General features: G+C 67.8%; 12 protein-coding genes. 9 read left to right on the forward strand and 3 right to left on the reverse strand.

Annotated elements, in window-relative coordinates; all coding sequences use genetic code 11:
- Window positions 1–5 precede the first annotated feature (5 nt).
- The 5 genes from ispG (at window position 6) to ACFQ50_RS03890 (ending at window position 6446) form a co-directional block, all read left to right on the forward strand.
- On the forward strand, window positions 6–1172 hold the full coding sequence (ispG, locus tag ACFQ50_RS03870) for a flavodoxin-dependent (E)-4-hydroxy-3-methylbut-2-enyl-diphosphate synthase (protein WP_377994196.1): 1167 nt from the start codon (window positions 6–8) through the stop codon (window positions 1170–1172).
- Window positions 1135–2022: a GNAT family N-acetyltransferase gene (locus tag ACFQ50_RS03875; protein ID WP_377994210.1), complete on the forward strand. Its 888-nt coding sequence runs from the start codon at window positions 1135–1137 to the stop codon at window positions 2020–2022. The genes ispG and ACFQ50_RS03875 overlap by 38 nt, the downstream gene beginning before the upstream one ends.
- 287 nt (window positions 2023–2309) lie before the next feature.
- Entirely contained in the window at window positions 2310–4121 is a 1812-nt protein-coding gene (locus ACFQ50_RS03880) for a proline--tRNA ligase (protein WP_377994197.1), read from the forward strand.
- A 15-nt stretch (window positions 4122–4136) separates the two neighbouring features.
- Entirely contained in the window at window positions 4137–4931 is a 795-nt protein-coding gene (locus ACFQ50_RS03885; protein ID WP_377994198.1) for a sulfite exporter TauE/SafE family protein, read from the forward strand.
- Between the two features lie 48 nt (window positions 4932–4979).
- Window positions 4980–6446, forward strand: coding sequence for a pyridoxal phosphate-dependent decarboxylase family protein (locus ACFQ50_RS03890; RefSeq protein ID WP_377994199.1), 1467 nt, complete (start codon window positions 4980–4982; stop codon window positions 6444–6446).
- A gap of 10 nt (window positions 6447–6456) precedes the next feature.
- Here ACFQ50_RS03890 and ACFQ50_RS03895 read toward each other — a convergent pair whose 3' ends face one another.
- The 3 genes from ACFQ50_RS03895 to ACFQ50_RS03905 all read right to left on the reverse strand — a co-directional run bounded on the left by ACFQ50_RS03895 (window position 6457) and on the right by ACFQ50_RS03905 (window position 9663).
- A complete protein-coding gene (locus ACFQ50_RS03895; protein WP_377994200.1) occupies window positions 6457–7533 on the reverse strand; it encodes an aminoglycoside phosphotransferase family protein in 1077 nt (358 codons plus the stop codon).
- A gap of 64 nt (window positions 7534–7597) precedes the next feature.
- Window positions 7598–8341, reverse strand: a complete 744-nt coding sequence (locus ACFQ50_RS03900; protein ID WP_377994201.1) for a VIT family protein — start codon at window positions 8339–8341, stop codon at window positions 7598–7600.
- An 89-nt stretch (window positions 8342–8430) separates the two neighbouring features.
- Window positions 8431–9663 (reverse strand): ferritin-like domain-containing protein, encoded by a 1233-nt coding sequence (locus ACFQ50_RS03905; RefSeq protein WP_377994202.1) that lies wholly within the window; start codon window positions 9661–9663, stop codon window positions 8431–8433.
- Window positions 9664–9750: 87 nt separating this feature from the next.
- Between ACFQ50_RS03905 and rimP the strand changes: the two genes are divergently transcribed.
- The 4 genes from rimP (at window position 9751) to infB (ending at window position 14940) form a co-directional block, all read left to right on the forward strand.
- Window positions 9751–10368, forward strand: a complete 618-nt coding sequence (rimP, locus tag ACFQ50_RS03910; RefSeq protein WP_377994203.1) for a ribosome maturation factor RimP — start codon at window positions 9751–9753, stop codon at window positions 10366–10368.
- Complete coding sequence (gene nusA / locus ACFQ50_RS03915; protein ID WP_377994204.1) at window positions 10368–11345, forward strand: transcription termination factor NusA; 978 nt, start codon at window positions 10368–10370, stop codon at window positions 11343–11345. Before rimP ends, nusA begins: the two co-directional genes overlap by 1 nt.
- 248 nt (window positions 11346–11593) lie before the next feature.
- Window positions 11594–11926, forward strand: coding sequence for a YlxR family protein (locus ACFQ50_RS03920; RefSeq protein ID WP_377994211.1), 333 nt, complete (start codon window positions 11594–11596; stop codon window positions 11924–11926).
- 152 nt (window positions 11927–12078) lie between these two features.
- Complete coding sequence (infB, locus tag ACFQ50_RS03925) at window positions 12079–14940, forward strand: translation initiation factor IF-2 (protein ID WP_377994205.1); 2862 nt, start codon at window positions 12079–12081, stop codon at window positions 14938–14940.
- Window positions 14941–15070: the final 130 nt, after the last annotated feature.

The raw sequence follows: 15070 nt of genomic DNA on the forward strand, positions 1-15070 counted from the left end.
TCCACGTGACCTCGGTCAGCCTGGGAATGCCATCCGCACCGCCGCCCGTCCTTGCCCCGCGACGCAAGACGCGTCAGATCAAGGTAGGCTCCGTCGGCGTCGGTTCCGATTTCCCCATCAGCGTGCAGTCGATGACCACCACGCCCACCACGGACATCAACGCCACGCTGCAGCAGATTGCCGAGCTGACGGCCTCCGGCTGTGACATCGTCCGTGTGGCCTGCCCGTCGGCCGATGACGCCGAGGCGCTTCCAATCATCGCCCGGAAGTCGCAGATCCCGGTCATCGCCGATATCCACTTCCAGCCGAAGTACGTCTTCGCGGCCATCGAGGCGGGCTGCGCGGCGGTGCGGGTCAACCCGGGCAACATCCGCAAGTTCGACGACCAGGTCAAGGAGATCGCCAAGGCGGCCAAGGACCACGGCACCTCCATCCGCATCGGCGTGAACGCCGGGTCGCTGGAGCCGGGCATTCTGAAGAAATATGGCAAGGCCACCCCGGAGGCCCTGGTCGAATCCGCGGTCTGGGAAGCCTCGCTGTTCGAGGAGCACGGCTTCCACGACTTCAAGATCTCCGTCAAGCACAATGACCCGGTGATCATGGTGGCGGCCTACGAGATGCTGGCCGAGAAGGGCGACTGGCCTCTGCACCTTGGCGTGACGGAGGCAGGACCGGCCTTCCAGGGAACCATCAAGTCGGCCACGGCGTTCGGTGCCCTCCTCTCGCGCGGCATCGGCGACACCATCCGGGTGTCCCTCTCCGCCCCTCCCGTTGAGGAGATCAAGGTGGGCAACCAGATTCTGCAGTCGCTGAACCTGCGCCCCCGCAAGCTGGAAATCGTTTCGTGCCCATCCTGCGGGCGTGCCCAGGTGGACGTCTACACGCTCGCCGAACAGGTCACCGCCGGGCTTGAGGGAATGGAGATCCCGCTGCGCGTCGCCGTCATGGGCTGTGTAGTCAACGGTCCGGGTGAGGCGCGGGAAGCCGACCTCGGCGTCGCCTCCGGCAACGGCAAGGGCCAGATATTTGTGAAGGGCGAGGTCATCAAGACTGTCCCCGAGAGCCAGATTGTTGAGACACTGATCGAAGAGGCCATGCGTATCGCGGAAGAGATGGGGGAGGCCGATGGCGAAGATGCTGTCAAGGGTAGCCCCGTGGTTAGCGTCTCATAAGGACGGCGCCGCGCCGGACGGTGCCACCGTCCGGGTACTGGGTGTGGCGGACACCCGCCAACTGCGCGAACTGGCCGGGGCGGATCCCGTCGCCAACGTGTTCATCCTCGCGCACCTGGAGTCAACGGACTCCGCCGCGCCTACCCCGGGCGGCGCGAACGTTCTGGGCGTTTTCGACGACGACGTGCTGGTTGGCGCCTGCTGGGCAGGCGCCAACCTGGTCCCCGTCCAGCTCGACCCGGGGTTTGCCGGACCGGTGGCTGCTGCGGCCCACCGCTCCGGGCGCCGGTACGCGTCGATCTTCGGACCGGCCGCCACGGTTCTTGCCCTGCACCGCAACCTTGAGGAGCTGGGCCAGGTTGCCCACGAGGTGCGGCCCGACCAGCCGCTCATGACCATCACCGGCGCCCCGGCCGTGGAGCCGAACTGGGAGCTGGGGTACGGGCACTACGCGGATTTTGACGCCATCCTCCCCGCCTGTGCGGCGATGTTCGAGGAAGAGGTTGGCTACTCGCCCTACCTCGGCGGCCGCGATTTCTACAGCCGGCGGGTGGCCGGCCTGATCCGCCAGGGTCACTCCCTGGTCCACCTGAAGGACGGCGAAGTCGTGTTCAAGGCCGAGCTCGGTGCCGTCACCGCCGAGGTCACCCAGGTGCAGGGCGTGTGGATGAATCCCAGCCACCGCGGACTCGGCCTGAGTGCCGGCTACATGGCAGCCGTTGTGCTGCTGGCCCAGAAGATGGCACCGGTCACCAGCCTTTACGTCAACGACTACAATTCCCGGGCGCGGGCAACGTACGAGCGCGTCGGCTTCCGGCAGGTGGGGACCTTCGCTACAGTTCTCTTCTAGCCGGCGGCCAAGACCCCGGCCAAACGGGATTTGAATCGGTGACCGCTATCACATAGGTTCTTTCTAACCGCGTTTTCGGACTCGGGTGGTCTCAGAGAATTAGCGGCATGACCGGCCGCGAAGCCACGCCACCACAGGGATGACCAGCCGGAAGCGGCCAGGGGCTTCTCCTGCGGGGCGTGGCTTTTCTGTTCAGCAGCCACAGGGTCCGGAAACCTGTACTGCTGCCCAGCCGGTAGATTAGTACCCAGACAATCAGCACTTCCCCCAGAAACGGACACCTACCCGTGGTTCTTCGACTCTCCAAGCTTTTCCTGCGCACCCTGCGTGAAGACCCCGCCGACGCCGAGGTGGCCAGCCACCGGCTGCTCGTGCGCGCGGGCTACATCCGCCGCGCGGCTCCGGGCATCTACACCTGGCTGCCGCTGGGACTGAGCGTCCTGCGGAAGGTGGAACAGATCATCCGCGAAGAGATGGCAGAAATCGGCGCCCAGGAAGTCCACTTCCCCGCGCTGCTCCCGAAGGAACCCTACGAGGCCACCAACCGCTGGACCGAATACGGCGAAGGGCTGTTCCGGCTGAAGGACCGCAAGGGCGGCGACTACCTGCTGGCCCCCACGCACGAGGAGATGTTCACTCTTCTGGTCAAGGACCTGTACTCCTCGTACAAGGACCTGCCACTGAGCATCTACCAGATCCAGAACAAGTACCGCGACGAGGCACGTCCGCGCGCCGGCCTCCTCCGCGGCCGCGAATTCATCATGAAGGACTCGTACTCGTTCGACGTCGACGACGCCGGGTTGGACGCCAGCTACGCCGCCCACCGGGCGGCGTACCTGAAGATCTTCGAGCGGCTGGGCCTGGAAGTGATTCCCGTGACGGCCACGGCCGGTGCCATGGGCGGCTCCAAGAGCGAGGAATTCCTGCACCCCACCGACGTCGGTGAGGACACCTTCGTGCGGTCGGCCGGCGGCTACGCCGCCAACGTCGAAGCCGTGACCACGGTGGTTCCGGCCGAGATCGACTTCACCAATGCTCCGGCGGCGGAAATCCGCGATACCCCGAACACCCCCACGATCGACACGCTCGTGGCTGCCTCCAACGAACTCGTGCCGCGCAGCGAGGCCGACGGCGGTCCCTGGACTGCTGCTGACACGCTCAAGAACGTTGTTCTCGCCGTCACCCTGCCCACCGGGGAGCGCCAGATCGTGGTCCTCGGCGTCCCCGGCGACCGGGGTGTCGACCTCAAGCGCGTCGAGGCCAACATCGGCGCCTACCTCCCTGTCGCCGGTGAAATCGCCGTTGAAGCCGCGGGCGAGGAGGACCTGGCCCGCAACCCGCTCATCGTGCGCGGTTACCTCGGCCCGGGCATGTCCCAGAACGCCCCCCTCCTTGGCCTGGAAGGCGCCGCCAAGCTCCTGTACCTGGTGGATCCGCGCGTCGTCAACGGCACGGCCTGGGTGACCGGCTCCAACATGGCCGGCAAGCACGTGTTCGGGCTCGTCGCGGGACGCGACTTCACCTGGGATGGCGTCATCGAATGCACCGAAGTGCGCGCCGGTGACGAAGCCCCGGACGGCTCCGGACCGCTCGAGACTGCACGCGGCATCGAGATGGGACACATCTTCGCGCTGGGCCGCAAGTACGCCGAAGCGCTGGAACTGAAGGTCCTTGACCAGAACGGCAAGCAGGTGGTGGTCACCATGGGCTCCTACGGCGTGGGCGTTACCCGTGCCGTGGCCGCCCTGGCGGAATCCAACCACGACGCCAAGGGCCTCGTCTGGCCCCGCTCCGTGGCTCCGGCCGACGTGCACGTCGTGGCAGTCGGCCGCGGCGAGGAGATCTTCGCCGCCGCTGAGCAGCTCGCCCTCGAGCTGGAAGGCGCGGGCCTGGAGGTCATTTACGACGACCGGCCCAAGGTGTCCCCGGGCGTCAAGTTCGGCGACGCCGAGCTTGTGGGCGTGCCCACCATCCTTGCCGTCGGTAAGGGACTGGCCGACGGCGTCGTCGAAATCAAGGACCGCCGCAGCGGCGAGGCTGAGAACGTGGCCGTGGACAAGGCCGTTGACTACGTGGTCAACGCCGTCCGCAGCAACTGACGCCCGACCCCCTAAGTGGTTTCCGGGTTCGAATCGATCCAGCTCGCCACCATCGTCCTGATAGTGGTGGCTGGCTTCTCCGCAGGCTGGGTGGACGCCGTCGTGGGCGGCGGCGGCCTACTGCAGCTGCCGGCGCTGCTGCTCGTGCCGGGGATCACCCCGGTACAGGCATTGGGCACCAACAAGATGGGCTCCATCTTCGGCACCACCACCAGCGCCGTGACCTACTACGGCCGCGTCAGACCCGATCTGCGGACGGCATTGCCGATGGCCGTGATCGCGTTGACCGGCAGCTTTGGCGGGGCGCTGCTGGCCACCCGGCTCCCGGCGGAGGTGTTCAAGCCGATCATCGTGGTGGCCCTGGTCGCCGTCGCGCTGTTCACGGCCCTTAAGCCCGACGCCGGCCACGTCACCGAGCTCCGGCACGACGGTCACACGCATTATGTGGTGGCCTGTGCCTTCGGCGCCGTCATCGGGTTCTACGACGGCCTGATCGGACCGGGCACCGGATCGTTCCTGGTGATCGCGCTGGTCTCGGCGATGGGGTATGCGTTCCTGGAGGCCAGTGCCAAGGCGAAAATCGTCAACGTGGCCACGAACGCCGGGGCGCTCATATTTTTCCTCCCGCACGGCTCCCTGCTCTGGGGGGTTGGCCTGCTGCTGGGCGCGGCGAACATGGCCGGGGGCTACCTCGGTGCGCGCACTGCTGTGAAGCAGGGGAGCAAATTCGTGCGCGTGGTGTTCCTCGTGGTGGTTTTTGCCCTGATCGTCAAGCTCGCCTTCGATGTCTGGCAGGAGAACTTCGCCTGAGCTGAACGCGTCCTCGCGGGCGGTCCCGGGACGGCGTAGCATGCCTCTATGTCAGCAGGTGCGGAACCGTACCGGGACGCCTTGGCCGCAGCCGTCCGGCACGCCACGCGCTGGCTGGAAAGCCAGCCCAGCCGCCGGGTAGGTCCGCAGCAGGCAGCCCGGGAACTTGCCGCAGCGTTCGACGGTGCGCTGCCACAGTCCGGCATGGCCCCGGCCGACGTTGTGGACTACCTGGCCAGCCACGCCGAACCGGGCCTCATGGCCATGCCGTCCGGACGCTTTTTCGGCTGGGTCATCGGCGGCACCCTCCCGGCCGCCATGGCGGCCGACTGGCTGGTCAGTTCCTGGGACCAGAACTCGGTGCTCCGCTACGCCACCCCTGCCATCGCCGCCATCGAGGATGCGGCCGGCCACTGGCTGCTGCAGCTGTTGGGCCTGCCGGAGGAGTCCGACGTCGGTTTTGTCACCGGGGCCACCATGGCCAACTTCACCGGGCTGGCGGCCGCCCGGTGGCGGCTCCTCCAGGACGCCGGCTGGGACCTGGAACGCGACGGGCTCTTCGGGGCGCCCCGTATCCACTGCCTGGTGGGGGAGGAACGGCACGAGACCGTGGACCTCGCGCTGCGCTACCTGGGCCTGGGAAGACCTACCGTGGTTCCGGCCGACAGCCAGGGACGCATCGACGCTGCGGAGCTGGACTGTGCCCTGGACCGGATCGCCCTGGAACATGCTTCTGCGGTTGATGCCGGCGCCGCTCCAGCCGGCGCCGCCCAACCCGGCGGAGCCCACGGACCCGGACCTGCCCTGGTGCTGGTGTGCCTGCAGGCCGGAAACCTCCACTCCGGAGCCTTCGACCCCTTCGCGGCAGCCGTCGCGGTGTCCAAGGCACACGGTGCCTGGGTGCATGTGGATGGGGCCTTCGGGCTCTGGGCTGCGGCGGTACCCGAACTCGCGGGGCTGACCGCCGGTGTGGCGCGGGCCGACTCGTGGGCCACCGACGCCCACAAAAGCCTCAACGTCCCCTACGACTGCGGCGTCGTCGCCGTTCAGGACGCGCAGGCGCTGCGCAGCGCGATGGGGCTGAACGCCAGTTACCTCCTCCAGGATGCTGACGGCTCGGGAGATCCCAGCCAGCGGGTTTCCGAGCTCTCCCGCAGGGCCAGGGGAGTGCCGGTCTGGGCAGCGCTGAGGTCCCTGGGCAGGGACGGCGTGGCCGAACAGATACGCCGTCTGGCCTCGTCCGCCGCCCAGCTCGCAGAAAAGCTCACCGCAATTGACGGGGTGGAAGTACTCAACGACGTCGGATACACGCAGATCACGGTGGCTTTCGGCGAAGACGCCACCACCCGGCGCGTGGCGGACCGGCTCATTGCCGACGGCAGGGTGTGGATGTCCGGATCCCGTTGGCACGGCAGGGACGTGGTGCGCATATCTGTCAGCAACTGGACCACCGACGCCGACGACGTCGCTACCGCTGTGGAGGCCGTGCGGGCAGCCGTCGAAGCGGTCCGCTAGGGGTCCGGGCCTAACGGCCCTGCGGCGGGGAGGCATTCATGGCGTCCTCGCCCGGTTCGGGCAAGTCGTGGGCAGCCGGAAGCCCGTCCAGGGTCCGCCCTGCAAGTGTGCTGGCCACCCACAGCGAGCGAGCCGTGTCGCCGCCGTGGCCCGGCCTCGAGGCGTAGTGCAGGGCGTTGTCCACCTCCCGGGCCAGGCTCCACTGCCGAGCCACTTCCGGGTCAAGCCCGGCCGCGACACTGAAGTCATGGCACCTCGCCAGCAGGCCGGCGGCCGGATCCGATGCGGGCAGGTCCGGTATCCGGTTCCAGAGCAGGGGAGCCACGGCGAATTCCGCCTCACCGACCATCGGCTGGGGGTCGATGGCGGCGAAGCCGTCGGTGACGGTAGTTCCGGCCGTTGTGCTTCCAGGTCCAGGCCCGGGCGCTTCCGGCCTGGCCAGGATGTTGAGGTAGTGGAAGTCCGTGTTCACCAGGACGTCCACGGAGGAGCGGCGGCCCACAGCGCCCCTGGTCTGGCAAACCTCGAGTGCTGCCTCCAGCAGCCACCGGGGAAACGGACGGCCCAGTTGTTCCCATTCGGCGGGCAGGTCGTCGCTCCACTGTTCGGCCCGGGCGGCCACGTGCACGAATTCCTGCCACTGGGGCCGGCCGTCGGGCGCCAGGCTCAGCTGCCGCATCAGACCGCCCCACACCTCAACGGCGGTGTCCATCGGCTCTGTCCGGAGCGACCTGACCGCGTCCAGGCGCTCAAGGAGCATGGAACACGTTCCGGCGTCGGAAGCCAGCAACTTCACCGCGCCGCGGCCGTTCCACAGGGCCAGCGCGTGGCGTTCCACGAGCGCTTCATCATGCGGAAAGGCCACCTTCAGTACCGCATCCGATCCTGCCGCGCGGACCGGCACCACAACACCGCCGTGTCCGCTCCACGGAAGAGCTCCCGGTTCAAGGTCAAGCTCAAGCTGCCACTGGTCCAGCCGGCCGCGGATCATTTCCGGCAGCGACGCCAGCCAGGCCCTGCCGGCGCTGCTGCGGGAATAGCGGCGCGTCAGGTCCGGAGGGATGGGAACGTCTGCTGGCGGGCTCACAGCACCAGCGTAGTAGAGCGGACCCCGCGGATTGGGTAGGTGGAAGGGGGCGGGCCGGGTACGCCTACACGATGCCGCTGGCGCCCAGCAGATTGCCGATGGTGAACGTCGCGGCCAGGGCAAGGCCGCCGCCCACCACCACGCGTGCCCCCGCCCGGGTTTTCGAGCCACCGCCGATCCACGCGCCGACGGCGCCCGTCACGGCCAGGGCCAGCAGTACGGCTCCAAACGTCACTGCAACCCGAATGTTTTCCGGAGGCAGCAGGATGGCGAGCATCGGCAGTATGGCACCCAGCGTGAAGGCGATGGCTGACGCAAAGGCGGCATGCCAGGGGCTGACGATGTCCTGTTCATCGATGTTGAGCTCCGCGGAAAGGTGCGCGGCCAGGGCATCGTGCTCGGTCAGTTCCCGGGCTACATTCCGCGCTGTTTCCTCGCTGAGGCCCTTGCTCCGGTAGATCGCGGCGAGCTCCAGCAGCTCCTCTTCCGGTTCCTCAGCCAGTTCGCGCCGTTCCTTCTCGATCAGCGCCTTCTGGCTGTCGCTCTGGCTGCTGACCGAGACGTACTCGCCCAGGGCCATGGATACAGCACCGCCGACGAGTCCGGCAGCACCGGCAGCGAGGATGGGGCCGTGCTCGCTGGTCGCACCGGCGACGCCCACCACAATTGCCGCGACCGACACGATCCCGTCGTTGGCTCCGAGGACACCGGCACGCAGCCAGTTCAGGCGGTGCACGATGTCGTTGTTGTGGGGCTCATTCTCGTGCTGCCCGTCAGGGGGCAACGCCGGTTTGTCCGCTGATTCCATGAGTCCAGCAAACCACTTGGGGGCAGCCGCCTGCCAGTGGAAATGTCATCGGCCGACTCCGTACAACCCGGCCGCCGGCGGCCCGGCGGCTAAGGTGCGGCGGGTGTTGCCGCTGCGCCGCCGCCCGTCTGGCGCGGCGAAGGCGCAGCCGGTTCAGGAAGCTCCGGCAGGAGCGCGGTGTCCAGCACAATGCCCGGTACGGGTCCCGGATCGGAGCCCCAGCGCGTGGTCCGCTGGGCAGCCGCGACCAGTGAGGAGACGGCCCACTGCCGGGTCTCACCGTCGCTCAGGGCCACGAGGTCGCCATATACTGGAAGAGTTCCGGCCTCGAGGCTTGCCAGACCAGCGGCCGGTTTCTGAAGGAACGAGGTGCCCAGGGTGTAGCCCGGTTCACGGGGAGGAACGGACACGCAGTGAACGCGCGTGTACGCCTCTGCCTGGCCAGCCAGGGCTTCGTGCGTGGCCAGCAGGGAGGCGGCCTGGTCCGCGGCCGGCCCGTCCAGGCGCGTCAGCGCCACCTGGTAGCCGTACACGGTTTCAACTTCTGTCCTGACCACCCGGTTGAGCGCTGCTGCCAGCGTGGCACGGCCGGATGGTTCCGATGTTTGGGTGGACTGGCCACCGGGGACTGGTTGGGCGCCATCCTGTGATCCGGAGGGGCTGGCGACGGAGCACGCCGTGGCCGCGTTGCGCTGCGTTGCCGCCGGCGCCTGGAGCGCAGGCGGCGGCGTCCCGGCAGCCTGTGCCAGTGCCGTCGCCTGAAGCAGCTGAGCGGTTCCTACCGCGGCAAGCAGGCGGGCCATCCCGCCGTCGGCCTTCCCGGCATGGACCAGACGTGCTTTGCCGCTCTTGGACAGCGCGGACACCAGCGCCGGCAGTGTTGCCGTGCCGGAGGTTGCTTCGCCCGATGATGCCGTGGCGGCGGGCCCTGTGGTTCCGGACGCGCCGGCGGTTCCCGTCGAGCCGGCCGCCGAACCTGCGCCCACCGCAGAACTGGCGGTGGCGCCGCCCGGCAGAAGGAGCGCCCTTGCCTGCGTAGTCAGCAAAGTCACAGTGTGCGAAAACAGCTGCCGGCGGGCGCCGGACGATCCGTCCGCGAGCTGCTGGCTGGCCGCCCTCAAGTCCATGGTTTCCGCAAGGGCTGCGGCGCGTGCCTGCTCCGAGAAAGGAGGCGCTGCCGGCGCCGGGGATTCCCGCGGAATCAGCACGAAACCGAGGCTTAGCACCAGGAACGCAGCAAGTGCCAGCAGGGCGTACCGGAGATAGCTGGCCGGCTTTCTCTTTCGGCTCCTGTCGTCATTCACAACAGACCATGTTGTCACGGCCGACGCGAACTCCGTGCACCAAGGTGCCCGGAAAATCGCTAGTCTAGTAGTCACAACATCATCTAACGGGAGGCGGCCGGCATCGTGAGCAACGTAGAAGCCACAGCTTCATCAGACCGGACCGACGCGGGAAGGGCTGAACCCGCGGCTGTCCACAATCCCGAGGCTGAACGCCTCCGGGCGCTGCTGGAGCCCGCAGTCCAGTCGCACCGGCTTTACCTGGAGGATGTTGCCATCCACATCGCAGGTTCCAACCGCGTGGTCCACGTAGTGGTGGATCTGCCGCAGGAAGAAACGGGCGGAGTGGGCCTTGACGTCATCGCAGACATTTCCAAGGAACTCTCCGACATCCTGGACAGCGACCCCGGCACGGACAGCCGGCCGTATGACCTTGAAGTTTCATCGCCCGGCGTGGGGCGGCCGCTGACCGAGCCCCGGCACTGGCACCGCGCCCGCGGACGCATGGTCGCGGTCAACGTGATCCAAGGGGAGAACGTCACGGGCAGGATCAGCTCCGTTGACGACGCCGGCGTGACCCTCGTCCCCGAACTCGCCGTGAAAAAGGGCATGAAGCCCAGGCAGGGCGACCCCGTAAAACTTCCTTTCGACAAGATCCGCAGCGGAAAAGTCGAAATTGAGTTCAGCCGCCTCGACGAGGCCGGTCTGGAAACTGAGCACAATGGACCTTCTGAGGAGGCCTGATGGATATTGACATGAGCGCGCTGAGACTCCTGGAGCGTGAGCGCGAAATCCCGCTGGATCTCCTCATCCCCACGATCGAGCAGGCACTGCTCGTTGCCTACCACAAGTCGCCGGGCGCCTTCGAGAAGGCCCGGGCGGAGCTGGACCGCAAGAGCGGCCACGTGACCATCTGGGCCACGGAAATCGACGACGACGGCGCCCCCATCGGCGAGTTCGAACACACGCCGGCCGGGTTCGGCCGCATCGCCGCCAGCACCGCCCGGCAGATCATCCTGCAGCGGCTGCGCGACGTCGAGGATGATAACGTCCTGGGCGAATTCAAGGGCCGCGAGGGTGAACTCGTTGCCGGGCTGATCCAGCAGGGCAACAACCCGCACATGATCCAGGTCAACCTGGGCGCCGTGGAAGCGCTGCTTCCGCCGCCGGAGCAGGTGCCGGGGGAGAAGTACATCCACGGGAACCGGCTGCGCGCGTACGTGATCGACGTGCACCGCGGCACCAAGGGCCCGTCCATCACCCTGTCCCGTTCTCACCCGGGCCTGGTTCGGAAGCTTTTCGAACTGGAGGTCCCCGAGATCGCCGACCGCTCCGTGGAGATCGTCGCCCTGGCCCGCGAGGCCGGGCACCGCACCAAGATCGCGGTCAAGGCAAATACGTCGGGCATCAACGCGAAGGGTGCGTGCATCGGCGAAATGGGCTCGCGCGTGCGGGCGGTCATGACCGAACTGAACGACGAAAAGATCGACATCGTTGACTTCAGCGAGGATCCGGCCACTTTCATCGCCAGCGCACTGTCGCCGTCGCGCGTGAATTCGGTCACTATCACCGATGAGGCCACCCGTTCGGCCCGCGTCGTGGTGCCGGATTACCAGCTCTCCCTTGCCATCGGCAAGGAGGGGCAGAACGCCCGCCTCGCCGCCAAGCTGACGGGGTGGCGGATCGATATCGTCTCGGACGCCGCCGCTCCGCGCGGTTAGAAGCACTGGCCGGACGGAGGAAGAGCCGTCCGGCACAGGCCCGTAGGTTGACCGGTATGCGCGCCACTGCGGCGGGCACTTTCGGTTTCCCGTTTCGGGTATGGGGCCCGTGAGGGGCTAGAATAGAACTTGGCCGCGCCCAGCGGCCGGCATCAGCGTGTTCGTGCGCCGGGCCCTGCCGAAAGGCAGTGGCGGGCGGCCGGGCAGGCAGATAGGTACAGGCAGGAAGATACTCGGCAGTGGCACACGTGCAACAACTCGGGAATCAACCGCAGCGTACCTGCATCGGATGCCGGAAACAGGGGCCGCGGTCAGAGTTGCTCCGGCTTGTCTCCGACACCGGCGGTTCGTCCGCCGTCGTGGTGGATGAACGACGCCGGATGGCTGGCCGGGGTGCATGGCTGCACCCCAGCGAAGCGTGCCTGGCCCTGGCGGTCAAGCGGCGAGCCTTCGGAAGGGCCCTCAACGGGTCAACCGGAACCGCCGCCGTCGAACGCCGGATAACGGCAGGAGCGCACGCTGCGGACGTCCCGGCGTCTGCAGTACCAACCGTCCAACCTGAAAGCGGGTCAGAAATCTGATGGAAACCCGATGAGTTCCCAGCGATGAGTGCGTAACGATGACAACTTTGTTGCGCTCTGCAATGGGCCTTTCAGCTGTAACCGCAGCGGGGGCCCGCAGTAAGAAGTAGACGGTTCGTACCTGGCTCGGTGCGGACCGAGACAGGAGAAATGTGGCCAAGGTCCGCGTACATGAGCTTGCAAAAGAGCTCGGTATTACTTCCAAAGATGCAGTAACCAAACTGCAGGAACTGGGCGAATTTGTTCGCTCCGCCTCTTCCACCATTGAGGCCCCCGTGGTGCGGAAACTCCGCAACGCGTTCCCGGCTGCCGCCGCTTCGAAGTCCGAAGCCCCCGCAGCCGCCCCCAAGTCCCCGGCCAGGCCGGCGGAATCCCGTCCCGCGCCGGCTCCCGGTCCCGCTGCCCCCAAGGCTGCGGCGCCTGCTCCGGCTCCCGCGCCGGCACCGGCCCCCAAGGCCGAGGCGCCTGCAGCTCCGGCCGCCCCGGCAGCTCCGGCTGCTGCAGCGCCTGCTGCGCCCTCCACTGGTGCCAAGCCGGGAGCCCGTCCGGCGCCCAAGGCTGAGACTCCGTCACGTCCGGGCGGCGCTCCGCGTCCCGGTGGCCCCCGCCCCGGAAACAACCCCTTCGCCACGTCCCAGGGCATGCCCCGCGGCCGTGGAGGCGACGGCGAACGTCCGCCGCGCCCGGGCAACAACCCGTTTGCAACGTCCCAGGGCATGCCCCGTCCCGGCGGCGGCCGCACTGATGGCGAGCGTCCCGGTGGTCCGCGTCCCGCAGCCGGTGCCGGCGGACCCCGCCCCGGTGCGCCGCGTACCGGCGCTACGCCTGGCCCGCGTCCTGCGGCCGGTGCAGGTGGCCCCCGTCCCGGCGGTCCCCGCCCGGGTGCCGGCGGAAACCGGCCCACGCCTGGCATGATGCCTAACCGCACCGAGCGTCCCGCACCTGCAGGTGCCGGCCGTCCCGGTGGCGGCGGCCGCGGTCCCGGCCGTCCCGGCGCTCCCGGCACCGGCGGTCCCGGTGCCGGCGGCGGTGCTCCGGCCGGCGGTGGCTTCGGCAAGGGCGGCCGCGGTCGCGGCGGCACCCAGGGTGCGTTCGGCAAGGGCGGCGCAGGCCGCGGCAAGCAGCGCAAGTCGAAGCGCGCAAAGCGCCAGGAACTTGAGCAGATGAGCGCACCGTCGCTGGGTGGCGTGAGCGTACCCCGCGGCGACGGCAACACCGTTATCCGGCTTCGCCGTGGCTCGTCCATCACGGACTTCGCCGACAAGATCGAGGCGAACCCCGCCGCGCTGGTTACCGTGCTCTTCCACCTCGGTGAAATGGCAACGGCAACACAGTCGCTGGACGAGGACACCTTTGCCCTCCTCGGCGAGGAACTCGGCTACAAGCTGCAGGTCGTATCACCGGAGGACGAGGAGCGCGAGCTGCTCAGCGCCTTCGATATCGACGTCGAGGCCGAACTCGAGGCTGAAGGCGACGAAGTGCTCGAGCCGCGTGCGCCGGTCGTCACCGTGATGGGTCACGTTGACCACGGTAAGACGCGCCTGCTGGATGCGATCCGGAACTCCGACGTCGTTGCCGGCGAGCACGGCGGCATCACCCAGCACATCGGTGCCTACCAGATCAGCCACGAGCACGAAGGCGTGGCACGCGACATCACCTTCATCGATACCCCGGGCCACGAGGCGTTCACCGCCATGCGTGCCCGTGGTGCGAAGGTCACGGACATCGCCATCCTGGTTGTGGCAGCGGACGACGGCGTGATGCCGCAGACCGTTGAAGCCCTCAACCACGCCCAGGCGGCCAACGTGCCGATCGTCGTGGCCGTGAACAAGATCGACAAGGAAGGCGCGAACCCGGACAAGGTCAAGGGTCAGCTCACCGAGTACGGCCTGGTTCCGGAAGAATACGGTGGCGACACCATGTTCGTTGAGGTCTCTGCCCGCCAGAACGTGAACATCGACGAGCTGATCGACGCCGTGCTGCTGACCGCCGACGCCGCGCTGGACCTTCGGGCCAACCCGGACAAGGCTGCACGAGGCATCGCTATCGAAGCGAACCTGGACAAGGGCCGCGGTTCCGTGGCCACCGTCCTGGTGCAGTCCGGTACCCTCGCGGTCGGCGACACGATCGTGGCCGGCACGGCCCACGGCCGCGTCCGCGCCATGTTCGACGAAGACGGCGAAGCCCTCGACGTCGCTCTGCCGTCGCGTCCGGTCCAGGTCCTTGGCCTGTCCAACGTGCCGCGCGCCGGTGACACCTTCCTGGTGACCGCTGACGAGCGTACGGCCCGCCAGATCGCCGAAAAGCGTGAAGCTGCCGACCGCAACGCCCAGCTCGCCAAGCGCCGCAAGCGCATCAGCCTGGAAGACTTCGACCAGGCCGTCGCCGAAGGCAAGATCGACACCCTCAACCTCATCCTCAAGGGTGACGTGTCCGGTGCCGTGGAAGCCCTCGAAGACGCGCTGCTCAAGATCGATGTTGGCGAAGGCGTCCAGCTCCGTGTCATCCACCGCGGTGTTGGTGCGATCACGCAGAACGACGTCAACCTGGCAACGGTCGACAGCGCAGTCATCATCGGCTTCAACGTCAAGCCTGCCGAGCGCGTTGCCGAACTGGCAGACCGCGAAGGCGTGGACATGCGCTTCTACTCCGTCATCTACGCAGCAATTGATGACATCGAGCTGGCCCTCAAGGGCATGCTCAAGCCGGAGTACGAAGAGGTCCAGCTGGGCACCGCCGAGGTCCGCGAAGTGTTCCGTTCCTCCAAGTTCGGCAACATCGCAGGTTCCATCGTTCGCTCGGGCACCATCCGACGCAACACGAAGGCCCGCATCAGCCGCGGCGGCAAGGTCATCGGCGACAACCTCACGGTGGAGACGCTCAAGCGCTTCAAGGACGACGCCACCGAGGTCCGCACGGACTTCGAGTGTGGTATCGGGCTTGGCTCGTACAACGACATCACCGAAGGCGACATCATCGAGACCTTCGAGATGCGCGAGAAGCCGCGCGTCTAAGTCGGTTTCGCGGGTGGGGCCGTTGGAATATTTCCGGCGGCCCCATCTTTTCCGCCGCAGAGGGGGCCCCGCCCCGCCCCGGGGGTGCGGGGTGCGGTGTGGGGGGGCGCACCCCCCGCGGGACGCCCGC

Origin of the sequence: Arthrobacter sp. NPDC056493, from assembly GCF_042795115.1 — a bacterium.
Classification (GTDB): domain Bacteria; phylum Actinomycetota; class Actinomycetes; order Actinomycetales; family Micrococcaceae; genus Arthrobacter.